The following is a 22,137-nucleotide window of genomic DNA, read 5'->3' on the forward strand; positions in this document are numbered from 1 at the left end:
GCGTCCGTGGGGGTCGGTACCGGCGAGCAACCGGAGGAGCGGTCGTGGCCCTGCCCAGAGCCCTGCGCGGCAAGTCGGCCGTCCTGGCCGCGGCCGGCATCGTGGTCGTCGCGGGCAGCCTCGTGCTGCTGGACCGCGACGACCGGACCGACGTCGGACCGCCCGTCCGGGTACCGGTGTCGGTCGGCGCCCCCGGCCGGACCCTGCCGCCGGACGTGGGCCGGGACCTGCTGGCCCGGGACGCGCAGGCCTCGCCGAACGCCCGCGCCGTCCAGCAGTTCCTCGCGGACCTGGAGGCCCAGGCCCGGACCGGGCACAGCGGCGGCACGGTGGTCGGCCAGCACGTCGAGGCGCACAACGAGCGCGACAACCCCGGGTACGGCGACTACCGGGGCACCAAGCAGGTCGGCTACTACTACAGGAAGGCCGCCGACATCACCGGCCGGCTGCCCGGCTTCATGGAGACCGACCTCGGCCCCGGCTACGGCCAGAACGCCTGGGGCGTCGGCAACCCGCGCTCCTACTCGGCCGGCCGCTGGCCCACCTGCCGGGCCGGCTGGCAGTACACCGACGACGCCGTCGACCTGATGGCCGCCGTCTGGTCCGGCCACCCGCGCGCCGACGACGGCTCCTACGACAGCGCCGGCGTCCAGCACAACTGCGACGGCAGCACCACCGAACTGCCGGACAACGGCGGGGCCCCGGCCGGGATCGTCGGCATGTCCTTCCACGAGCCCTACCCCGGATCCGACGTCAAGTCCTTCGACCGGGTGCTCTGTTCGAACTCCCCGGCGGCCACCGACCCGGGCTGGTTCGGCCGGGTCGTGGACGCCGCGGGCGACACCCCCGAATACCGCGCGCTGATCACCGACCTGTCCTACCTGGCCGACCACCTGGAGTACCTGGCCGCCCACGGCGTGCCGGTGCTGCTGCGCCCGTACCACGAGATGAACGTCAAGGACTGCTCCAGCCGGTTCTGGTGGGCGGGCCAGAAGCCAGCCGACTACCAGGCGCTGTGGCGGATCACCTACAAGTACCTGGTGGAGACCAGGGGCCTGCACAACCTGCTGTTCGTCTGGACGCCGGTGTCCTGGGACGGCGCCCCGGGGATGGACCCGTGGGACTACTACCCGGGCAGCCAGTACGTCGACGTGGTCGGGGTGGACGACTACAGCGGCAGCCCGGCGCACCCGATCGGCACCGGCGAGGTGTGGACCAAGCGCTACTACGACGGGCTCGCCGCCTACGGCAAGCCGCGGATGCTCGCCGAGTCCTTCGCCGTGCCCGTCAACTCCCGCCAGCCGGACACCCTGCGGCGCACCCCCTGGACGATCTGGACGGTCTGGGGACAGGCGCTCACCGCCGACAACCTGGCCCCGGACCAGCCGGGCAACTCCGGCGCGGACGTCAACGCCACCTACCACAGCCCCCTGGCGATCACCGGCGGCTCCGGCCAGTCCGGCGGGAGCATCGACTGGAGCGGGCTACACGTCCGCTGAGCCGTCGGGATCGGTCGGCGGGACCCGTCTGCCGGGATCCGTCTGCCGGATCCGTTGAGCGGGCTGGATTCCGGGTCCGTTGCGCCGTGTGGCATCCTGTGGCGGCGAAACCGAGGGCGGGCGGGCGGACGGTCGGCAGAAGGCCGAAGGGGTGGGGTACGGGGATGACACAGACGCGTCCGATGCGTGGGGCCGGTGGCCTGGCGATCGGCTGGGGCGTGGTGCTGCTCGGCTGGGCGGCCTACAACTGCTTCGGCCAGGTCGGCTTCGCGACCTACCTCAAGGGCATCTTCTACTACGGCGGGACCTCGGTGGACGCCGAGACCGGAAGCCTCAACTACGGCCTGCTGTACCTGCTCTCGGGCCTCCTGCTGCTGCGCGGGCGCAACTGGGCGCTCGGCGTCGCGGCGGGCGTGGCCCTGGTCGAGGGCTACAACCGGGTGCGCAGCCTGACCGGTGCGCTGCTGGACAAGCCGCAGCGGGAGTGGTTCACCGGGACGACCGAGGGCGAGCTGAAGCTCGCGACCTTCGCGCTCGGCGTGGTCGTCACCGCGGCGCTGATCGTGCTGCTCGCCCGCTCCTCGTGGCGGGAGCGGCCGGAGACCGCGTCGGCCGGGGCGCCCTGGCCGGTCGTGCAGACCGCCCCGTCCGCCCCGCAGCCCGCGCCGTACGGCTCGCCGCAGCCCGGATGGCCGCAGCAGCAGTCGGCCCAGCCGTCGTGGTACCAGCAGCCGGCTGCACCCCAGCAGCCCCAGCAGCCCCAGCCCGCCGCGTGGCCGCCGGCGCAGCCCCTGCCCCAGCAGGTGCCGCCGCCCGGTGGGTACGCCCAGCAGCCGCCGCCCCAGGCGGCGCCGGGGTACCAGCCGACCGTGGCCCAGCAGCAGTGGCCCGCGGCCGGCCAGCCGGCACCCGGTCAGCCGCCCGCGGGTCAGCCGGCCACGGGCCCGGTGGCCCCCGGCCCGGTCGTGCCGCCGCCCGCCGACGCCCCGCCGGCGAACCGGCCGCCGCAGGCCTGACCGCCCACCGACCACCCGTGCCCCGCCCGGGGCCGGACCGAGACCAGACGAGGAACGAGTTCCGCCATGACAGCGACAGCCCCCGCGCGGACGGTGCTCACCACCTCCCGCGAGGCCGCCCGGCTCGCCGAGCGACAGATGTCGTGGAAGCCCCGGGTGCTGCCGTTCTACATCGCCTTCGCGATCATCTTCACCTTCTCGATCTGGGCGTACGTGCCCAACCCGACCCCGCTCGGCTGGGCGATCACCATCCTGTGGGGCATGCCGGTGTTCGGCGTGCTGATCGGCTTCCAGGGGGTGCTGATGGTCCGCCGACGGCTGCGCCAGGTGGGTCGGATGACCCCGCCGGCGCCGGTCGAGGACGACTTCCTGATCGTGCTGGTGCCGACCATCGGCCGGCATGACACCTACCCGGCGCTGGAGCGCTCGGTGCTCTCGTACGTCGAGCACCTGCCGTCGTACTTCCCCTGGATGCGGGTGGACATCCTCACCGAGGAGGGCTGCGCCGCCGCCGAGAAGATCGACGAGCTGGCCGAACGCCACCCGCTGATCAGGGTGGTGACCGTGCCGAAGGCCTACCAGACGGCCAACGGCACCAAGTTCAAGGCCCGCGCCAACCACTACTCGCACGAGCTGCGGATCGAGGAGGGCGAGGCGCAGGACGACGTCTGGGTGCTGCACATGGACGACGACACCGGCGTCGGGCCGGACACCGCCGCCGCCGTCGCCCAGTTCGTCAACCGGCAGCGCCGGGCCGGGGACGACGCCAAGCACATGGCGCAGGGCATCCTGACGTACCCGCGGGAGAACGCCGTCTCCACCTTCACCTGGCTCGCCGACGCGATCCGCCCGGCCGACGACATCGCCCGCTTCCGCGCGATGACCGGTACCGGCACCCCGATCGCCGGCGTCCACGGCGAGCTGCTGATCGTGCGCTCCTCGGTGGAGGCCACCATCGGCTGGGACTTCGGGCCGAAGACCATCGTCGAGGACGCCCAGATGGCGCTGAACTTCTGCCAGCGCTACCCGGGCCGCAGCGACTGGTTCAACGGGCGCTGCTACGGCGCCTCACCGGCCGGCGTCAAGGACTTCCTCAAGCAGCGCGAGCGCTGGGCCTGGGGCCTGGTCGCGCTCTGCTTCAACAAGACCATCCCGCTGCGGTACCGGCTGTTCATCGGGATGGGCATGGTCAGCTGGGTGCTCGGCCCGCTGCAGCACGTCGGCCTGGTGCTGATGGTCGCCTGGTTCACCGGCACCTGGAACACCTCACCGGTCACCCAGTCCGTGGTGCTGCTGTGGGCGATCAACTTCGCCTACGTGATCTGGACCTACTGGGAGGGGCTGCGGCTGAACGTGGTCGCCTCGGCCAACCACCGGCGCAAGTGGTGGGAGCCGATCGTCGTGGTGGCCTGCATCCCGGTGTTCTCCTTCCTGGAGGGCTGGGGCGGGCTGCGGGGGCTGATCAAGTTCCTCAAGCGCGAGGAGAACAAGTTCGTCGTCATCGCCAAGCCGGCCTGATCGGAAGTCACGACCGTTGAAGCGCCCCGCCATCTTCATCCTGCCGACCGTCGTCGTCGCCGTCACCGTGGCCGTCCCCATGGTGTGGGGAGACCACCCGATCCGGTTCGACCACCAGAGGCCCACCACCGTCCACCTCGCCGCCCCTACCGAGCAGGGCCGGGTCTGGGGCTTCGGCAAGGACGCGCCGCCGGTCGCGGACACCGGCCCCAAGGTGGCCCGCCCGTGGACCAAGGGGAGTCCCGAGTGGGGCGTGCAGGTGTACTGGCTGGACGACCCGGCGGACCCGGACAACTTCGTCCAGGGCAAGGTCGACCGCATCGTCAAGTACGTGGTCGGCCTGAACGCCAACTCCCTGTCGGTGACCTTCCCGTACTACACCACCGGTACCAAGTCGAACGCCGTCGCCGCCCGGCCGACCTCGCCCACCCCGGAGCGGCTCGCCATGCTGCTGGACGCCGCGCACCGGGCCGGTCTGCGCACCACCGTGCGTCCGATCATGGACGAGGAGGTGTTCGACTACCTCAACACCCTCAAGTGGCGCGGCAACATCGCCCCGACCGACCGGGATGCCTGGTTCGCCAGCTACGCCGCCTTCCTGGAGCCGTACCTGAAGGCCGCCCAGGAGCACGACGCGGCCGAGTTCACCATCGGCACGGAGTTCAACTCGCTGGAGGGCGACGCGCACTGGCCGGGGCTGATCGAGCAGGCGCGGAAGACCTTCCACGGCGAGCTGGCGTACGACGCGAACTTCGACAACTGGTCCCAGGCGCCGATCGCGGTGCCCGCCGACGTCACGGGTGTGGACGCCTACCCGCCGGCCAAGAACGCCGACGACGACGCCCCGATCGCCGAGCTGGAGGCCAGTTGGAACGCGTGGCTCGACAAGCGCGGCAAGGGCGCGCAGCCGGCCACCAAGCTCACCGAGGTGGGCATTCCGGCGCAGAAGGGCGCGTACAAGACACCAGGTGAGTACTACAAGAAGACCGAGGTGAACGAGGCCGTCCAGGCCAGCTGGTTCACCGCGGTCTGCCAGGTGGCCCAGCAGCGCAAGCTGGGCGGGGTGTACTTCTGGTCGCTGTACTTCGGCATCGACCCGACCCTGCCGATCACCCCGGACACCCCGCGGATGGACTACGCGGGGCGCGCGGGCTCGGAGAAGGCGATCCGCGACTGCTTCTCGCAGACCTACGAAGTCCCGCCCGCGTAGGGCCGGTTCGGCCGCCGGTTACTGCCGGGCCGGGGGTTCGCCGGTGGTCGCCCTGGTGGTCGGGGTGCGGGCCGGCTTGCCGGTGGTCGGCCGGGTGGTGGGCTTGCCGGTGGTCGGCGTCGGCGTGGGGGAGGCCGCGGGGGAGGCCGTGGGCGTCGGGGTCGGCGTCGGGGACGCCGTCGGAACCGGGGCGGCCGAGTGGTCCGGCTGCACCCCGGCCAGCGCGTCCGCGATCTGCTTCTCAAGCCACGGCGTCACGAACCGCATGCCGGCCGGCGTGAGGTGCACCCCGTCGTTGGCGGGGGTGACCCAGTGGCCGTCCTTGTCCTTCCACACGCAGGTGTCGTACGGGCAGTAGAAGCCGTCCAGGTCGACCAGCCGGACGGTGCCGCCGGCGGACTTCACGTAGTCGGAGACCTGCTGGTCGTAGCAGGTGCCCCAGGCCTTGCTGATGGCGCCGTTCTCGACGCGCTCGTTCATCAGCAGCACCTGGGCGCCGGGCGCCCGCCGGTGGATCTGCTCCATGGCCTGGGCGAGCTGGGTGCGGTACCGGGTGCGGTAGTCGTCGTCGCAGGGGTTGAGCCAGGTGCCGTCCAGGTGCTGCTCGGCGGCGTCCCAGCCGAGGTGGACCAGGACGGCCTTCGGGGCGGCGGAGGCGAGCTGCCGGTCCCACTCGGCGGCCCGGTCCCGGCAGTCCGTCTCGGTGTCGAACTCCACCTGGGAGGTGGTGCGCACCTTGTCCGGATCGAACACCCCGCAGCCGCTGATGCCGCCGTCGACCACCCGGTAGCGGTCGCCGTGCCGGTAGAGGCCGGTGGCGAGGTCCTGGGCGAAGGAGTCGCCGAGGACCAGGACCATCGGCTTGCCGTCCGGGCCGGACCGCATGTCGTGGGCGACCCAGGCGGGCAGGTACCAGGCCCCGGCGGTGGCCACCGCGGTGGTGACGGCGAGCAGCGGGACGGCTGGGAAGGCCCGCCAGCGCAGCACCCGCAGCTTCTCGGTGGCGGTGTGCAGCAGCCAGGCCAGCACCCAGGAGACCGGTCCGCCGATCAGCAGCAGCTTCTGCGGCGAGATGTCGTCGACGTAGTGCTGCAGCAGCCAGTACACCGGCAGATGGAGCAGGTAGAGGCTGTACGAGATGGTGCCGGTGAGTCGCAACGGGGGCAGCGACAGCAGCCACACCAGGGGGCCGCGGTCGTGGCAGAGCGCGGCGGTCAGTACGGCGGCGAGCGCCGCGACCAGGGCCAGTCCGCCCTGGTAGAGCCACGGTTCGTGGTAGGTGCCGACGGACAGGCTGGCCCAGACCAGGCCGCCGAGGGCCGCGGTGCCGACCAGCGTGGGCAGCGCGATGCCACCGCGCCGGGCCGAACGGGAGCCGCCGGTGGTGGCGCGGGCCCTGCGGCGCAGCCACAGGTAGACCCCGAAGGCGGCGGTGGCGCCGGCCGCGAAGCCGACGGCGCGGGTCTCGGTGCCGAGGTAGAGGCGGTCGCTGTTGTCGCCGTTCCACATCAGCGGGGCGACCGCCGCGGCGACCGCGAACAGGACGGCGGTGGCGATGCCGGTCGCGCGCAGCGAGCGGCGGCACAGGCCGAAGACCACGAGCAGCAGCACCGGCCAGACCACGTAGAACTGCTCGGTGATGCTGAGCGACCACATGGCGGCCAGCGGGTCGATCGACGCGAAGTGCTGCCAGTAGGCGTCGCCGCGCGACAACTGGGCCCAGTTGGCGACCTGGGCGAGCGCGGCGAGTGCCTGCGGGCGCAGGTCCTTGACGTCCCGTAGCGGGCTGACCAGGGCGGACAGCCCGACGACCAGGGTGATGGTGGCGAGCAGGCCGGGCAGCAGCCGCTTGGCCCGGCGGCGGTAGAAGACGCCGAGCCGGATGCCGTCGGTGCGGTCCAGCTCGCGGATCAGCACCAGGCTGACCAGGAAGCCGGAGAGCACGAAGAAGACGTCCACGCCGAACAGGCCGTTCTGGAACCAGTCGGTGTGGTACAGCAGCACGGAGGCGATGGCGAGGCCCCGCAGCCCGTCGACCGCCTTGAAGCGGACCGAGGGCGGCAGCGGGCCGCGCGGCGCGGGGACCGGCGCGGGGATCGCGTAGCGGCTGGAGGCCGGGGCTTCGATGCCCCGTGCTTCGCGCATGTCCTGGAGCGTCGGCCCGCTTCCGGTCATGCTGAGGCCGGGCCCGTCGTCCATGTGGTGCGTCCCCCTGCGTCGATCGACTCTCGCGACGTGTCAAAGACATGTCTTGATCTGTGGTTTATATCAAAAGACGCCTGTTGATCGTCTGCCCTGTCACCGGTGAGGGGGTGGGCCGGTGAACCGGAGCGGGGCGTCAGAACGTCATGGTGTAGACCATCAGGTCCATCCCCGGGTAGGGCGCCCAGTCGCGTTCGGGGGTGCGGCGGAAGCCGACCCGTTCGTAGACGCGGTGGGCGGCGGTCATCTCGGGGCGGGTGGAGAACGCCATGCCGGCCAGGCCGAGTTCGCGGGTGCGGGCGACGGAGGCACGGACCAGGGCCTCGCCGACGCCGCGGCCGCGGGAGGCGGCGGCGGTGGCGAGCATCCGGATCTCGCCCTCCCGCGGGGTCGCGATGTCGGCCCACTCGGTGCCGCCGACGGCGAAGGTCACGCAGCCGAGGACCTGTTCGCCGGCCGGGTCGACGGCGACCAGGAGTTCGGCCTCCCGGGAGCGGCGCTCGGCGTCGCGGAGCAGCTCGACGTAGCCGCTCGTGGGCCGCGTGTAGCCGTCGCCGACGAAGGCGTCGACGGTGATCCGGCCGGCGGCTTCGAGGTCGCGGGGGAGGGCGTGGCGGATGAGGTAGTCCATCGGGTCAGTGTGCCGGAGCCGTGCGGGGTGGTGATCTCGGGGGTGGAGCGGACCGGGAGGGTGGCCGGGTCGGCGGAGGGGCGCAGCGAGGCGGCCGGCAGGGTGCCGTACAGCCGGTCGGCGCGGTGCGGGTCGGCGGGGTAGCCGCCGGCGCGGTGGTGGTTGTCGCGGCCGGCGGCGGGGCCGTGGGAGAGCTCGCGGCCGATGAGGGCGCCGAGCAGGCCGAAGCCGCCGACGGTGCCGGCCAGGGCGAGTGCGCTTGCGAGGGTGCCGGGTTCCATGGCCACCACTGTGGCCGGGGGGTGCCGGTGCCCACGAGTGGCAGGAACGCCGCGTTGCCTCGAAATCCTGCCAGCCGGGCCCTTCCCGGCACCCGGCCCGCCGGGGCATTCTGTTCGGCATGCTGAAGAACGTGGTCGCGGTGGTGCTGGAGGAGGTCCATCCGTTCGAGCTGGGGGTGGCCTGCGAGGTCTTCGGCCTGGACCGCACCGCCGACGGGCTGCCCGGGTACGACTTCGCGCTGGCCGGCGCCCACCCCGGGCCGCACGCGACCCACTCCGGCTTCTCGGTGGACGTCCCGTACGGCCCGGAGCGCCTCGCCGGGGCGGACCTCGTGGTGGTCACCGCCTCCGGGATCCGCGCGCGGTACCCGGAGCCGCTGCTGGCGGCGCTGCGCGGGGTGGTGGCGGACGGCGGACGGGTGCTGTCCATCTGCAGCGGAGCCTTCGTGCTGGGCGCGGCCGGGCTGCTGGACGGCCGCCGGTCCACCACCCACTGGCGGCACAGCGACGAGCTGGCCGGGCGCTTCCCGGGGACGGTGGTGGAGCCGGACGTGCTGTACGTGGACGACGACCCGGTGATCACCTCGGCCGGCACCGCGGCCGGCATCGACGCCTGCCTGCACCTGGTGCGCAAGCTGCAAGGAGCCGAGGTGGCCCGGGGGATCGCCCGCCGGATGGTGGTGGCGCCGCACCGGGAGGGCGGGCAGGCGCAGTTCGTGAACCGTCCGCTGCTGGAGGGCGGCGGGGACTCGCTGGCCCCGCTGCTGGACTGGATGCGCCACCACCCGGACCAGGAGGCGACCGTCGAGCAACTGGCCGCCCGGGCGCACATGTCGCCGCGCACCTTCGCCCGGCGCTTCCAGCAGGAGACCGGCACCACCCCGCACCGCTGGCTGGTGGGGCAGCGGGTGCTGCTGGCCCAGCGGCTGCTGGAGTCCACCACCGAGTCGGTGGACGCGATCGCCGCCCGCTGCGGCTTCGGCAACGCGGCGGCGCTGCGGCACCACTTCGGCCGCCGGCTGGGCACCACGCCGCTGGCCTACCGGCGCTGCTTCGCCGACCCGGCGGTCGCCACCGCCTGATCGCCTGACCGCCTGACCGCCTGACCGCCTGACCGCCTGACTGGACGGCCGCCTGACCGGACGGCGGGCGGCCCGGCAGGACCGGCCGGACACGTCCTGGCTAGGCCCCTTCGACGCCCAGGTGCCCGACCCCGTTCCACCCGTCCGGCCGCAGCCGCCCGTCCTTGGCCCGCCACAGGCTGGTGGAACAGTTGTGCACCGGCCCGAGCGCGGTGAGCTGCTGTTCGTCGAGCCGGTCCAGCGCGTAGCGCAGCATCAGCACCGTGCAGTCGTGGGCGACCAGCAGGACGGGCCGTCCGGCGTCCTCCTCGCAGACGTCCCGCAGCAGGCTGCGCACCCGCAGGGCGACGTCGGCCCAGGACTCGCCGCCGGGCGGGCGGTAGTACAGCTCGCCCATCTTGCGCCGCCGGGCCGCCTCCTCCGGGTGCTTGGCCTCGATGGCGGCCTTGGGGAGCATCTCCAGGACGCCGAGTTCGCGGTCGCGCAGCCGTTCGTCGTACCGGACGGCGAGGGTGACGGGTACGGCGCCGAGCCCGGCGGCCTGGGCGAGCGCGATCCGGGCGGTCTCGGCGGTGCGCACGTACGGCGAGCACCAGACGCTGCGCGGGCGGTCGGCGGCGGGCAGGGCGGCCCACCAGCGGCCGAGCGCCTGAGCCTGCTGCCGGCCGCGCAGCGACAGCGGGATGTCGGCGTCGCGGCAGCTGATCGGGACGCTGAGCGCGCCGGCGGCCTCGGCCAGCTGGAACTCGACGTTGGCGGTGGACTCGCCGTGCCGGGTGGCGATCAGCACGGACGGCAGCCGGGTGGCGGACGCCGGGCGGTGGGCGGGGACGTGGTGGTGCACGCCCTGGCCGGACTGGTGCACGCCCTGGACGGGCTGGTGCGGGCTCTGGGTGGACTGGTGCTGGCCGTTGAGGGTGGTGCCGAGTTCTGCCATGGCCGCGAGCTCCCCGTGGGTCGATCAAGTTCGAGTCGATCAGGTTCGGGTCGATCAGGTTCGGGTCGATCGGGTTCCGGCCGGATGCCGGTCCGGTCTGGTGGTGCCCGGCGTGCACGCCTGTTCATACATATGATCGCGCCGCCTCCTCCAGTGTTCACGGAGAAGGCGGCGCGATCACAGGGCGCGCGCAGTGCCAATCAGTGCGCCGCTACGGGCTCCGGCGCGTTCTTCAGCTCGTCGTCGCCGGCCTCGGCGCTGTAGTCGGAGGGCTTGGTCTCGTCCGGGAGGTCGGGGGCCTTGACCGCCCGCAGCACCAGGGTGAGCACCACCGCGACGATCAGGTTGAGCGCGAAGGCGGTCAGGCCGATGTAGCCGATCTCGCCGATGCCGGGGATCTCGGCCGCGTTGCCACCGAAGTGCTTGGTGGCCGGGCTGGCCAGCCCGTAGGCCTTCCAGGTGCCGTAGACCATGCCGGCCGCCCAGCCGGCGAACAGCGCCCAGTGGTGGAACCAGCGGGTGAACAGGCCGCCGACGATCGCCACGAAGGTCTGCAGGATCCACAGGCCGCCCAGCAGCTGGAGGTTGATCGCGGCCTGCTTGTCCATGCCGAGCACGAAGACCAGCGCGCCGACCTTCACCAGCAGCGAGACCAGCTTGGCGATCCGGGTCTCGTCGGCGGGGGTGGCGGCGGGCTTGAGCCACTCCTTGTAGACGTTGCGGGTGAACAGGTTGGCCGCCGCGATGGACATGATGGCGGCCGGCACCAGGGCGCCGATCCCGATCGCCGCGAAGGCCACGCCGGTGAACCAGTCCGGGAACATGTTCGCGAACAGCTGCGGCACGGACAGCTGGGAGTTGTAGCCCTTGACGCCGCTGCCCACGCCCGCCGCGATCGCCATGAAGCCGAGCAGTGCCAGCAGGCCGAGCATCAGCGAGTAGGCGGGCATGATCGCCATGTTGCGGCGCACGGTGTTGCGGGACTTGGAGGCCAGCACGCCGGTCACCGAGTGGGGGTACATGAACAGCGCCATCGCCGAGCCGAGGCCGAGCGTGGCGTACGTCCACTGCTTGTTGTCCGGGAGGGTCAGTCCGCCGGTCTTGGCCTGCTTGAAGTGCTGGGCGGCCGCGTCGAAGATGTGCCCGTAGCCGCCCAGCCGGATCGGGATGTAGATCACCGCGACGATGATCACGATGTAGACCAGGGCGTCCTTGACGAAGGCGATCAGCGCCGGGGCGCGCAGGCCGGAGGAGTAGGTGTAGGCGGCCAGCACGCCGAAGGCGAGGAACAGCGGCAGGTCCTTGACGAACCAGTTGGCGTTCTCCCCGCCGCCCACGCCGAGCACGTCCAGCACCGCCTGGATGCCGACCAGTTGGAGGGCGATGTACGGCATGGTGGCCAGGATCCCGGTCAGTGCGATGACCAGGGACAGCGGCCGGGAGCCGTACCGGCCGCGGACGAAGTCGGCCGGGGTCACGTAGCCGTGCACCCGGGAGACCGACCAGAGCCGGGGCAGGAACAGGAAGACCAGCGGGTAGGCGATGATCGTGTACGGCACCGCGAAGAAGCCCGCCGCGCCGGTCGCGTAGACCGCCGCCGGGACGGCCACGAAGGTGTAAGCGGTGTAGAGGTCGCCACCGAGCAGGAACCAGGTCACCCAGGTCCCGAAGTTGCGCCCGCCCAGGCCCCACTCGTCCAGGTGGGCCGCGTCGTCCGCGCGGCGCCAGCGGGAGGCGAGGAAGCCCATCACGGTGACCAGCAGGAAGAACAGTACGAAGACCGCGAGGGCCGGCACGTTGACGTCCTTCATCGCGCACCGCCCGTCCGGGCCGCCTTGCGGGCCTTCTCGTCCCGGTTGATCAGCAGGTAGGCGGCGACCGTGAAGACGGCCGACACCGGCACCCAGAGCAGCTGGTACCAGTAGAAGAAGGGCATCCCGGACGCCGCCGGGTCGGTCTTGTCGTACGAGGAGACCCAGAGCATCGCGACGATCGGCACGAGCAGGGCGAGCCCGGCCAGCACCCGCTCGGGGGTCACGGCCGGGACGGGACTCCCGGCCGGCTCGGGCATGGCGGCTTCGCTGGGGGCTTGATCAGACGACATCGTGGGCTCCGCTCCGGAGGGTTCCCCGTCGGCGCCGCAGCTCCGGAGGAAGCGCCTGCCCCCCGTGAGCCCGCCGAGCAGCACCAGCGGTGATCGGCAGTCAGTACGGCTGCGCAATCTAGGGCATCGCGTGATCCATGTCACCGGGATTGACGCAACTTCCCGCCATCCGGACACGAAGGGCCGCGTGTGGCGTGTGGCGTGTGGCGTGTGGCGGGTGCGGGTGCGGGTGCGGGTGCGGGTGCGGGGGAGGCGGGAACGCGAACGGGCACCGGCGCGCGGGGCGTGCGCGCCGGTGCCCGTGGTGAGCGGGGGCGCCCGGTGGTTCCGGACGCTTCCGGTTACTCCGGACGCTTCAGCCGGGTGATGAACTTGTAGCGGTCGCCGCGGTAGATGGAGCGCACCCACTCGACCGGGTCGCCGTCCGCGTCGAAGGAGTGCCGGGAGAGCTGGAGCATCGGCAGGCCGAGGTCGGAGCCGAGCAGCCCGGCCTCGCGCGGGTTGGCGAGGGTGGTCTCGATGGTCTCCTCGGCCTCGGCCACGGTGACCCCGTAGACCTCGCGCAGCGCCGCGTACAGCGAGTTGTGCTTGGCGAGGTTGCGCCGCAGCGCGGGGAAGCGCTTGGCGGAGAGGTGGGCGACCTCGATGGCCATCGGGTCGCCGTTGGCCAGCCGCAGCCGTTCGATCCGCAGCACCCGGCCGCCGGGTTTGATGTCCAGCAGCGGGGCGAGCCGGTCGTCGGCGGTGATGTAGCCGATCTCGATCAGCCGGGAGGTGGGCTCCAGGCCCTGGGCGCGCATGTCCTCCGTGTAGGAGGTGAGTTGCAGGGCCTGGGCGACCTTGGGCTTGGCCACGAAGGTGCCCTTGCCCTGGATGCGCTCCAGTCGGCCCTCGACGACCAGTTCCTGCAGGGCCTGGCGGACGGTGGTGCGCGAGGTGTCGAACTGGGCGGCCAGCGCGCGCTCGGGCGGGACCGGGGTGCCCGCGGGCTGGGTCTCGGTGAGCTGGAGGAGGTGGCGCTTGAGGCCGTAGTACTTGGGGACGCGCGCGGTCGGGTCGGTGCCGGCCTGCGTCGGGAGGTTCTTCACCTCGGGGTCGTCGGCCTGGGCGGTGGATCCCCCGTCGCTGCTCATCGGACCTGTTCTCCCGCTTCTCGCGGGGCCTTCTACCGCCCCGCCACATCGTTAACGGACCACATCGTTGCATGTATGGCTACGGAACGAATACCTCATCACGCGATGAACGATGTGCGGTGTCGGCTTGATAACGGGTGGTCGAGATCGGTCGAACAGCCGTTGACAGGCCCATTGGTCTAGGCCAAGCTCCAGGCATCTGGTCTACACCACTAGGCCGGTAACGATGAATCCCCCCACCCGTTCGAAGGGGTCCGCGGCACCTTTTCCTCCCGCTTTGCGCGGGTCTGCCGCTGCCGCCCGACGGGGGTAACCCAGGCATCCCTCAGGAGGATGGCGTGAAGCGTCAGCTCATCGCGGCGGTCGGCGTCGCAGCAATGGTCGTCGGTCTCGCGGCTTGTGGCTCGGACGGCAAGAAGAGCGACGGCGGCTCGTCGTCGTCCTCCAACGCGGCCGACAAGTACAAGGGCAAGACGCTCAAGGTCTGGACGATGACCGGCTCGGCCCCCAAGGGCTGGACCGACGCGGTCAAGACCGAGTTCGAGACCACCTACCCGGGCTCCAAGGTCGACTTCCAGACCCAGGAGTGGACCGACATCGGCCCGAAGGTCACCGCCGCGCTGTCCGAGGGCTCGGTCGACGTCCTGGAGATCGGCAACACCCAGACCGCCGGCTACGCCTCCACCGGCGGCCTGCTGGACATCACCAAGGACAAGTCCGCGCTGGGCGGCGACGGCTGGGCCGCCAACCAGAACGAGGCCGCGATCCTGGACGGCAAGCAGTACGCCGCCCCGTGGTGGGTCTCCAACCGCGTGGTCGCCTACAACAAGGACCTCTGGAAGGCCGCCGGCCTGACCGACACGCCGAAGACCCTGGACGAGTTCTACGGCGACCTGGACAAGCTGAAGACCACCCAGGGCGTCACCGACCCGATCTACCTGCCGGGCCAGGAGTGGTACACCTACTTCGGTCTGCTCACCGGCGAGGGCGGCAAGATCGCCAAGAAGGACGGCGACAAGTGGGTCGGCGGCCTGGAGTCCCCCGAGGCGAAGGCCGCGTTCCAGACCTACCAGAAGCTGCAGAGCTACTCGGCCACCGGTCCGAAGGACAAGGACGAGGCCACCCCGCAGCAGAAGGACGTCTTCGCCAAGGGCAACGTCGGCACCATGATCGCCCTCGGCTGGGAGCTCCCGGACGAGAAGGACCTCTCGAAGGACAAGATCGGCTTCTTCCCGATCCCGGGCAAGACCGCCGACAAGCCCTCCGGCGTGTTCCTCGGCGGCTCGAACCTCGCGATCGCCGCGCAGAGCAAGAACACCGACATGGCGAAGGACTTCCTGAAGATCGCCCTCAACGACAAGAACGAGGGCCTGGTCGCCGCGGCCGGCAACATCCCGAACAAGGCCGCGCTGAACAGCCAGCTCACCGGTGACTTCGCGAAGGCCGCCCAGACGGCCGCCGCGGTCGGCGGGATCACCCCGAACACCCCGAACTGGGCCAGCGTCGAGAACAAGCCGAACCCGATCAAGGACTTCCTGACCGCGGCCCTGCAGGGCGGCGACTACGCGGCCACCGCGAAGAAGTACGACGAAGAGATCGCCAAGCGGCTCAACGAGAAGAACTAAGGGATTGAGCGGCGTCGCTCACCGGCCCCCGGCGGGGGGTCGGTGAGCGGCGCCTGTCCGTCGTGGCCGGGTTGTGAGGAAGTGAGAACGATGGCTGTGCATTCGGAGCGGGTGCAGACACAGTCCCCGGAGTCAGGGAAGGCTGTTGTGGCCGAGATTGACACCAGTGCCGCCGGCGGCGGGGCCGAGGGCGCCGTGCCGAAGCGCACCAGATCCGCGGGCGGCCCCGGCCTGGGTGCCCGCCTCGCCCCGTACCTGCTGCTGCTGCCGGCCATCGTGGCGACCATCGTCCTGCTGGGCTGGCCGCTGCTGAAGACCGTCCTGCTGTCGTTCCAGAACCTCAACCGGCGCCAGCTGGTGATGCACCTGACCGAGTGGACGGGGTTCGACAACTACAAGGAGCAGCTGTCCGACCCGGAGTTCTGGTCGGTCACCGGTCGCACCGTCGCCTTCACCCTGATCAACGTGGTGCTGATCATGGTCGGCGGCACCCTGATCGGCCTGCTGCTCAACAACCTCGGCAAGAAGATGCGCCTGGCGCTGTCGATCGCGCTGCTGATGGCCTGGGCGATGCCCGTCGTCGCCGCGACCACCGTCTACACCTGGCTGTTCGACGAGCAGTGGGGCGTCGTCAACTGGTTCCTGGACAAGCTGGGTTGGCACTCGATGGCCGACTACAACTGGATGAGCGACGAGTACTCCACCTTCTTCGTCGTCATCCTGCTGATCGTCTGGATGTCGATCCCGTTCGTGGCGTTCAACATGTACGCCGGCCTGACCACCATCCCCAAGGAGCTCTACGAGGCCGCCCGGATGGACGGCGCCGGCTCCTCGAAGATCTTCAGCTCGGTGATCTTCCCCAACCTGAAGCCGTTCTTCCTGGCCACGACCTTCCTCGAGGTCATCTGGGTGTTCAAGTCCTTCACCCAGGTCTACGCGATCAACGGCGGCGGCCCCGAGAAGCTGACCCGCACCCTGCCCGTGCACGCCTTCCTGGAGGGCTCGGGCAGTCAGCACTACGGCGTCGGCGCCGCGATCGCGGTGCTCACCATCCTGATGCTGGGCGTGCTGATGGCGTACTACTTCCGCATCATGATCAAGCAGGAGGACGAGCTGTGAGGCGCTCTCTCTTCGGACGTACCTGGCCGAACGTGATCGCGGTCGTCCTCATCGTCTTCTTCATCTTCCCCGTCTACTGGATGATCGCGACCGCGTTCAAGCAGGACCGCGACATCATCAGCAAGACGCCGGTCTTCGTCCCCTTCGACGCGACGTTCGACCACTTCACCACCGCGGTGAACGCCCCGGACTTCTGGACGTACGTCACCAACAGCGTCACCGTCACCGTCGGCGCGGTGCTGATCTCGCTGGTGATCGCGACCCTGGCGGCCTTCGCCATCGCCCGGATGAAGTTCCGCGGCCGCAAGGCCTTCGTGCTGGTCATCATGCTGGCGCAGATGGCCCCCTGGGAGGTCATGACCATCGCGGTCTACATGATCTCGCGCGACAACGACATGCTGAACAGCCTGCTGCCGCTGACGTTCTTCTACATGATGATGGTCCTGCCCTTCACCATCTGGACGCTGCGCGGCTTCATCGCCGCGGTGCCGAAGGAGCTGGAGGAGTCGGCCATGGTGGACGGCTGCACCCGCACCCAGGCCTTCGTGAAGGTGATCTTCCCGCTGCTGGCGCCCGGCCTGATGTCGACCTCGCTGTTCGGCTTCATCACGGCCTGGAACGAGTTCCCGCTCGTCCTGATCGTCAACAAGGAGGAGGGCAAGACCCTCCCGCTGTGGCTGTCCTCCTTCAAGACGGCCTTCGGCAACGACTGGGGCGCGACCATGGCGGCCTCCACGATGTTCGCCGTCCCCGTGCTGATCCTTTTCGTCTTCCTGCAGCGCAAGGCGGTCGGCGGTCTGACCGACGGCGCCGTGAAGGGCTGAGCCACCGTGAGCATCCTCGTTCCCACCGTCCCGGACAGCGACCAGCTCCACCGGGACGCCCTGACCGTCCTGCAGCCCGGCTTCGTCGGCACCGAGCCGCCCGCCTGGCTGCGCCGCCACCTGGCCGCCGGCCTCGGCTCGGTCGCGCTGTTCGACCGCAACGTGGTCGACCTCGACCAGCTCTCCGCCCTCACCGGCTCGCTGCGCGCGGAGAATCCGGACCTCCTGATCGCGATCGACGAGGAGAGCGGCGACGTCACCCGGCTGGAGGCCGGCTCCGGCTCCTCCTGGCCGGGCAACCTCGCCCTCGGCGCGATCGACGACCCGGCGCTGACCCGGGACGTCGCCCGCGAGCTGGGCCGGGCGCTGGCCGCGGCCGGCGTCAACTACAACTGGGCGCCCACCGCGGACGTCAACTCCAACCCGCGCAACCCGGTCATCGGCGTCCGCTCCTTCGGCGCCGACCCGGAGCTGTGCGCCCGGCACACCGCCGCCTGGGTGGAGGGCCTGCAGTCGGCCGGCGTGGCCGCCTGCTCCAAGCACTTCCCCGGCCACGGCGACACCGCGGTGGACTCGCACCACGGCATGCCGGTCATCGACGTCGACCTGGACGTGCTGCGCGCGCGCGACCTGGTGCCGTTCCAGGCCGCGATCGCGGCCGGCACCAAGGCCGTGATGACCGCCCACATCATGGTCCCGGCGCTGGACCCGAAGCTGCCGGCCACCCTGAGCCCCACCGTGCTGCGCGACCTGCTGCGTGCCGCCCCGGCCGACGGCGGCCTCGGCTACCAGGGCCTGATCGTCAGCGACGCGATCGAGATGGGCGCCATCGCCGACACCTTCGGCATGGGCGAGGGCACCGTGCTGGCGCTGGCGGCCGGCGCGGACGCGATCTGCGTCGGCGGCGGGCTGGCCGACGAGGAGACGGTCCTGATGCTGCGCGACGCCATCGTGGCGGGCGTGCGCTCCGGCCGGCTCACCGAGGAGCGGCTGGCGGACGCCGCCGACCGGGTGCGGGCGCTGGGCAGTTGGGGCCGGATCGCGGCCCAGGGCGAGCAGGCCGAGCCGGACCTCGCGGTGGGCCTGCGGGCCGCGCGCCGGGCGCTGAAGGTGGTCCGGGCGCCGGGCCGCGAGGTGCTGCCGGTGAGCGAGCGCCCGTACGTGGCCTCGTTCTCGGACGAGCCGAACATCGCGGTCGGCGGCGTGACCCCGTGGGGAGTGGCCGGCATGCTGGCCGACCGCTTCCCGGGCACCCGCACCCGTGAGGTGTCGGCCGCCGAGGCCGCGCCGGAGCTGCTGGACGCCCTGGTCACCGAGCTGGTGGCGGGCGCCGAGGGCCGCCGGCTGGTGCTGGTGGTCCGGGACGCCCACCGGCACGCCTGGATGGCCGCCGCGCTGGCCCGCCTGGTGGCGGCCCGGCCGGACGCCGCGGTGGTGGAGATGGGGCTCCCCCAGTCCGAGCCGGTCGGCGCGCTGTACGTCGCCACCCACGGCGCCGCCCGGGTCTGCGGGCTGGCGGCGGTGGAGGTGCTCACCGGGCAGCCGGGAGCCGTCAGCTGAGAGCGGAGAGACGCCACCGGCCGGTCCGGGAGGCGTCGGCCGACGGGCCCGTCATGCGCATGTCGCATGGCGGGCCCGTTCCGTTTCCCGGGTGCCGGCCCGGGCTTCCGTCGGATGACCGTGCTCCCTCAAGGGGGCCTTAAATCCACCTTAAGTCCCACTTAGGGTGATGGCCCGGCGACTGATCGCCACGCGGTACAACGGCTCTGCAACGGCCTTGGCAACAGGGCCTGTTGGCCGTTGACACCACAGTTGGTCTAGGCCAGAGTCCATGCATCCGGTTCGAAATTGAACCTCACCGGATGTGGTATCGCGCCCCCTTCGAAGCTCTTCGCCGCCCCCGCTCGGACTCTCCCGCCGCGGGCGCCAATCACGCTGTCGGCGGGCACCACCGTTCTTGGACAACCCTCGGAGGATGGCGTGAAGAAGCGTCAGCTCGTTTCGGCGCTCGGAATCACCGCACTGGCGGCCGGACTGACGGCCTGTTCCTCGTCCGGCTCACCCTCGGGTGACGGCAAGAACGCCTCCTCGGACCCGAAGGGCGCCGGCGGCACCGTCACCGTCTGGCTGATGGACGACGCCCAGAAGAACTGGCCGGACCTCGTCCAGCGGGTCAACGACGAGTTCGCGGCGAAGTACCCGAACGTCAGCCTCAAGCTGGTGTACCAGGGATGGGCCGACAAGGTCGGCAAGCTCGACAAGGCCCTCGCCGACGGCAGCGCCCCCGACGTGGTCGAGCTGGGCAACACCGAGACCATGAAGTACGTGCTCTCCGGCGCGCTCGCCCCGGTGGACCGCACCACCTTCGACAACTCCGACAGCTGGATCAAGGCACTCGCCAACACTTGTACGTACCAGGACAAGCTGTGGTGCGTGCCGTACTACGCCGGCGCCCGGGTCGCCGTCTACAACTCCGCCTCCTTCCAACAGGCCACCGGCAGCGCGGAGTTCCCCAGGACCGAGACCGAACTGCTGACCGCGCTGGACAGGATCGCCGACAAGAACAAGTCGGACAGGACCTTCTCGCCGCTCTACCTGCCCGGCCCGTACTGGTACGCCGCGATGAGCTACGTGGCCGCGTACGGCGGCAGCATCGCCAAGTTCGACAGCTCCGGCAACTGGCACGGCACCCTGCACGACGCCAAGTCCCAGCAGGGCATCAGCCACTTCGCCGACCTGGTCCGCAAGTACAACAAGGGCGACCTGACGCAGAACGAGCAGAACCAGTTCGAGTCGATGGCGCGCGGGCACGCCGCGTCCTTCTACGGCAACGGCTACGAGGCCGCCAGCGTCACCGCGCCGGTCACCGGCGACCCGACCCTCAAGGACGCCGTAAAGGTCGCCACCATGCCCGGCCCGGACGGCAAGCCGCTGCCCACCTTCATCGGCGGTTCCGACCTCGCCGTCACCGCCAAGTCCCAGCAGGTCGCGCCGGCCACCGACTGGATCCGGATGTTCACCAGCACCAAGTCCGAACAGGCGCTGGCCGACAAGGACATCCTGCCGAACAACCTCACCCAGCTGAACCCGCTGAAGAACAAGCCCACCACCGCCGCCGCGGCCAACGCCGTCCCGGACGCCTGGTTCACCCCGCTGGCCCCCGGCTGGGGCGCGGTGGAGAAGCAGAAGATCATCCCCGACATGCTGACCGCGATCCTCAAGGGCAAGTCCGTGGACCAGGCCACCAAGGACGCCGACGCCGCGATCGACCAGCTGATCAACAACCCGTCCTGACGCCCGGTCCGCCCCGCCGCACCGCCTCCGTCACGCCCCCGTCACACCGCTTCCGCCCGTCTCCGGGCGGGGCGGGCCGGGAGCCGGCCGGGGGTGCCGCGCCGGGGGCGCGCTCGTAGGATTGCGCAGCAGGAACCGCAGCGAGTGTGCGGACTCGCCGCCGTAGAGGTCCCCGTCGGGCAACCCGCCCGGGCGGGGTCGACCCATCTCATCGGAGGCAACCCAGATGTCCGACCCGCAGACTGTTTCCGTCCCCGGCCGGATCATGGCGGCGGAGATGGCCGAGCAGCCGGCCGTCCTCCAGCGCATCCTCGACGAGGGGGCGCCGAAGATCCGCGAGATCGCGGCCGGGATCGCCGCCCGCAGCCCGCGCTTCGTCCTGTTGACCGCACGCGGCACGTCCGACAACGCGGCGCTCTACGCCAAGTACCTGATCGAGATCCTGCTCGGCAAGCCGGCCGGCCTGACCTCGATGTCCACCACCACCGCCTACGGCGCCAAGCCGGACCTCACCGACGTCCTGGTGATCACGGTCAGCCAGTCCGGCGGCTCGCCGGACCTGGTCGCCTCCACCAAGGCCGCCCGCGAGGCCGGGGCGATCACCCTCGCCGTCACCAACAACCCCGACTCCCCGCTCGCCGAGGTCTCCGAGTTCCACATCGACGTGCTGGCCGGCCCGGAGAAGGCGCTGCCGGCCACCAAGACCTACACCGCCGAGCTGCTCGCCCTCTACCTGCTGGTCGAGGGCCTGCGCGGCGATGGGGGCACCTCCCGACCGGGGGGTGGGGGAGGCTCGGCCGCCAAGGAGCTGCCGGCCCTGGCCGCCGGGGTGCTGTCCCGCCAGGCCGAGGTGAGGGCGCTGGCCGAGCGCTACCGCTTCGCCCAGCGGCTGGTCATCACCTCGCGCGGCTACGGCTACCCGACCGCCCGCGAGGCGGCGCTCAAGCTGATGGAGACCACGTACATCCCGGCCACCCCGTTCTCCGGCGCCGACCTGCTGCACGGCCCGCTGGCCATGGTGGACAACGTATCGCCGGTGATCGCGATCGTCCCGGACGGCAAGGGCGGTGAGGCCCTCCAGCCGGTGCTGGACCGGCTGCGCGGCCGCGGCGCGGACCTCGTGGTGATCGGCCAGCAGGCCCAGGTGGACGCCGCCTCGGCGGGCTTCGCGCTGCCCGCCGGGGTGCCCGAGGAGGTCCAGCCGATCCTGGAGATCCTGCCGCTGCAGCAGCTGGCCTACGAGGTCACCATCGCCCGCGGCCAGGACCCGGACGCCCCGCGCGCCCTCGCCAAGGTCACTGAGACGCGCTGATTACTCGCCCGCTCGCCTCCGGGGCGCTCGGGCCCGGTGCCGACGGTCGTCGCTCCGGCGCTCGTGCCTCGCTGGTCGCTCCTCGCTTTCGGCACCGGCGCGCCCCTTCGGCTCGGGGCGGTGACTCGCCCGCTGGGCGGGTGCTCGTCCGCTCGGCGGGAACGGGTCCGGCCCCCTGTCCACAGGCTGTGGACAGGGGGCCGGACCGCTGAGCGGCGGAACGTGGCTTCGGGGGAGGGGAGGGCCGGAGGCGGCACGGCCCGGAAAGCACTACGGGCCACGGCGCCGACACGGGACCCTCAACCCATGCGGCACCGCAGCCCGGAGCTGTCGTCGGTCACCGGTGTCGA

The 22,137-nt window shown here is 71.4% G+C and carries 17 protein-coding genes; 11 read left to right on the forward strand and 6 right to left on the reverse strand.

The annotated features are described in order from the left end of the window. The first annotated feature begins 44 nt into the window (after positions 1-44). From ACZ7BZ_RS17020 to ACZ7BZ_RS17035, 4 genes are all read left to right on the forward strand, one after another. Entirely contained in the window at positions 45-1,499 is a 1,455-nt protein-coding gene (locus ACZ7BZ_RS17020) for a glycoside hydrolase family 26 protein (protein WP_470359016.1), read from the forward strand. A gap of 164 nt (positions 1,500-1,663) precedes the next feature. After that, positions 1,664-2,515: a hypothetical protein gene (locus ACZ7BZ_RS17025; RefSeq protein ID WP_470359017.1), complete on the forward strand. Its 852-nt coding sequence runs from the start codon at positions 1,664-1,666 to the stop codon at positions 2,513-2,515. Positions 2,516-2,581: 66 nt separating this feature from the next. Further along, positions 2,582-4,033 carry a glycosyltransferase family 2 protein gene (locus ACZ7BZ_RS17030; protein ID WP_188308442.1) on the forward strand — a complete coding sequence of 484 codons (1,452 nt, stop codon included), beginning with the start codon at positions 2,582-2,584 and terminating at the stop codon, positions 4,031-4,033. A gap of 16 nt (positions 4,034-4,049) precedes the next feature. Next, a complete protein-coding gene (locus ACZ7BZ_RS17035; protein WP_470359018.1) occupies positions 4,050-5,243 on the forward strand; it encodes a glycoside hydrolase family 113 in 1,194 nt (397 codons plus the stop codon). 18 nt (positions 5,244-5,261) lie between these two features. On the opposite strand, the gene ACZ7BZ_RS17040 is transcribed toward ACZ7BZ_RS17035, so the two are convergent. Both ACZ7BZ_RS17040 and ACZ7BZ_RS17045 read right to left on the reverse strand, forming a co-directional pair. Beyond that, positions 5,262-7,388, reverse strand: coding sequence for a DUF459 domain-containing protein (locus ACZ7BZ_RS17040; RefSeq protein ID WP_470359019.1), 2,127 nt, complete (start codon positions 7,386-7,388; stop codon positions 5,262-5,264). Between the two features lie 193 nt (positions 7,389-7,581). Next, positions 7,582-8,076, reverse strand: coding sequence for a GNAT family N-acetyltransferase (locus tag ACZ7BZ_RS17045; protein ID WP_470359020.1), 495 nt, complete (start codon positions 8,074-8,076; stop codon positions 7,582-7,584). Between the two features lie 400 nt (positions 8,077-8,476). Between ACZ7BZ_RS17045 and ACZ7BZ_RS17050 the strand changes: the two genes are divergently transcribed. Next, positions 8,477-9,439 carry a helix-turn-helix domain-containing protein gene (locus ACZ7BZ_RS17050; protein ID WP_470359021.1) on the forward strand — a complete coding sequence of 321 codons (963 nt, stop codon included), beginning with the start codon at positions 8,477-8,479 and terminating at the stop codon, positions 9,437-9,439. A 100-nt stretch (positions 9,440-9,539) separates the two neighbouring features. Here the strand turns inward: ACZ7BZ_RS17050 and ACZ7BZ_RS17055 are convergent, their stop codons facing one another. The 4 genes from ACZ7BZ_RS17055 to ACZ7BZ_RS17070 form a co-directional block, all read right to left on the reverse strand. Further along, entirely contained in the window at positions 9,540-10,376 is an 837-nt protein-coding gene (locus ACZ7BZ_RS17055; protein WP_380459120.1) for a histidine phosphatase family protein, read from the reverse strand. Between the two features lie 200 nt (positions 10,377-10,576). Beyond that, a complete protein-coding gene (gene mctP / locus ACZ7BZ_RS17060) occupies positions 10,577-12,187 on the reverse strand; it encodes a monocarboxylate uptake permease MctP (RefSeq protein ID WP_465740720.1) in 1,611 nt (536 codons plus the stop codon). Continuing rightward, positions 12,184-12,480, reverse strand: coding sequence for a DUF3311 domain-containing protein (locus ACZ7BZ_RS17065; protein WP_465740719.1), 297 nt, complete (start codon positions 12,478-12,480; stop codon positions 12,184-12,186). Before ACZ7BZ_RS17065 ends, mctP begins: the two co-directional genes overlap by 4 nt. A gap of 341 nt (positions 12,481-12,821) precedes the next feature. Further along, entirely contained in the window at positions 12,822-13,613 is a 792-nt protein-coding gene (locus tag ACZ7BZ_RS17070) for a GntR family transcriptional regulator (RefSeq protein ID WP_380459128.1), read from the reverse strand. 338 nt (positions 13,614-13,951) lie between these two features. On the opposite strand from ACZ7BZ_RS17070, the gene ACZ7BZ_RS17075 reads away from it, so the two are divergent. The 6 genes from ACZ7BZ_RS17075 (at position 13,952) to ACZ7BZ_RS17100 (ending at position 21,787) form a co-directional block, all read left to right on the forward strand. Next, on the forward strand, positions 13,952-15,238 hold the full coding sequence (locus tag ACZ7BZ_RS17075) for an extracellular solute-binding protein (RefSeq protein ID WP_470359022.1): 1,287 nt from the start codon (positions 13,952-13,954) through the stop codon (positions 15,236-15,238). 90 nt (positions 15,239-15,328) lie between these two features. After that, entirely contained in the window at positions 15,329-16,357 is a 1,029-nt protein-coding gene (locus tag ACZ7BZ_RS17080; RefSeq protein ID WP_470359023.1) for a carbohydrate ABC transporter permease, read from the forward strand. After that, a complete protein-coding gene (locus ACZ7BZ_RS17085) occupies positions 16,354-17,181 on the forward strand; it encodes a carbohydrate ABC transporter permease (RefSeq protein WP_380459136.1) in 828 nt (275 codons plus the stop codon). Before ACZ7BZ_RS17080 ends, ACZ7BZ_RS17085 begins: the two co-directional genes overlap by 4 nt. A 6-nt stretch (positions 17,182-17,187) precedes the next feature. Further along, positions 17,188-18,741 (forward strand): glycoside hydrolase family 3 protein, encoded by a 1,554-nt coding sequence (locus ACZ7BZ_RS17090; protein ID WP_470359024.1) that lies wholly within the window; start codon positions 17,188-17,190, stop codon positions 18,739-18,741. Between the two features lie 420 nt (positions 18,742-19,161). Then, complete coding sequence (locus ACZ7BZ_RS17095; protein ID WP_470359025.1) at positions 19,162-20,475, forward strand: extracellular solute-binding protein; 1,314 nt, start codon at positions 19,162-19,164, stop codon at positions 20,473-20,475. A gap of 226 nt (positions 20,476-20,701) precedes the next feature. Further along, positions 20,702-21,787 (forward strand): SIS domain-containing protein, encoded by a 1,086-nt coding sequence (locus ACZ7BZ_RS17100; RefSeq protein WP_470359026.1) that lies wholly within the window; start codon positions 20,702-20,704, stop codon positions 21,785-21,787. Positions 21,788-22,137: the final 350 nt, after the last annotated feature.

The organism is Kitasatospora sp. NPDC036934, from assembly GCF_055608425.1.

What these genes read in the sequence shown, in the direction of transcription:
- ACZ7BZ_RS17025 (WP_470359017.1), top strand. Translation starts at nt 1,664, where the DNA reads ATGACACAGACGCGTCCGATGCGTGGGGCCGGTGGCCTGGCGATCGGC.
- ACZ7BZ_RS17030 (WP_188308442.1), top strand. Translation starts at nt 2,582, where the DNA reads ATGACAGCGACAGCCCCCGCGCGGACGGTGCTCACCACCTCCCGCGAG.
- ACZ7BZ_RS17040 (WP_470359019.1), bottom strand. Translation starts at nt 7,388, where the DNA reads ATGCGCGAAGCACGGGGCATCGAAGCCCCGGCCTCCAGCCGCTACGCG.
- ACZ7BZ_RS17045 (WP_470359020.1), bottom strand. Translation starts at nt 8,076, where the DNA reads ATGGACTACCTCATCCGCCACGCCCTCCCCCGCGACCTCGAAGCCGCC.
- ACZ7BZ_RS17050 (WP_470359021.1), top strand. Translation starts at nt 8,477, where the DNA reads ATGCTGAAGAACGTGGTCGCGGTGGTGCTGGAGGAGGTCCATCCGTTC.
- ACZ7BZ_RS17055 (WP_380459120.1), bottom strand. Translation starts at nt 10,376, where the DNA reads ATGGCAGAACTCGGCACCACCCTCAACGGCCAGCACCAGTCCACCCAG.
- mctP (WP_465740720.1), bottom strand. Translation starts at nt 12,187, where the DNA reads ATGAAGGACGTCAACGTGCCGGCCCTCGCGGTCTTCGTACTGTTCTTC.
- ACZ7BZ_RS17065 (WP_465740719.1), bottom strand. Translation starts at nt 12,480, where the DNA reads ATGTCGTCTGATCAAGCCCCCAGCGAAGCCGCCATGCCCGAGCCGGCC.
- ACZ7BZ_RS17070 (WP_380459128.1), bottom strand. Translation starts at nt 13,613, where the DNA reads ATGAGCAGCGACGGGGGATCCACCGCCCAGGCCGACGACCCCGAGGTG.
- ACZ7BZ_RS17080 (WP_470359023.1), top strand. Translation starts at nt 15,329, where the DNA reads ATGGCTGTGCATTCGGAGCGGGTGCAGACACAGTCCCCGGAGTCAGGG.
- ACZ7BZ_RS17100 (WP_470359026.1), top strand. Translation starts at nt 20,702, where the DNA reads ATGTCCGACCCGCAGACTGTTTCCGTCCCCGGCCGGATCATGGCGGCG.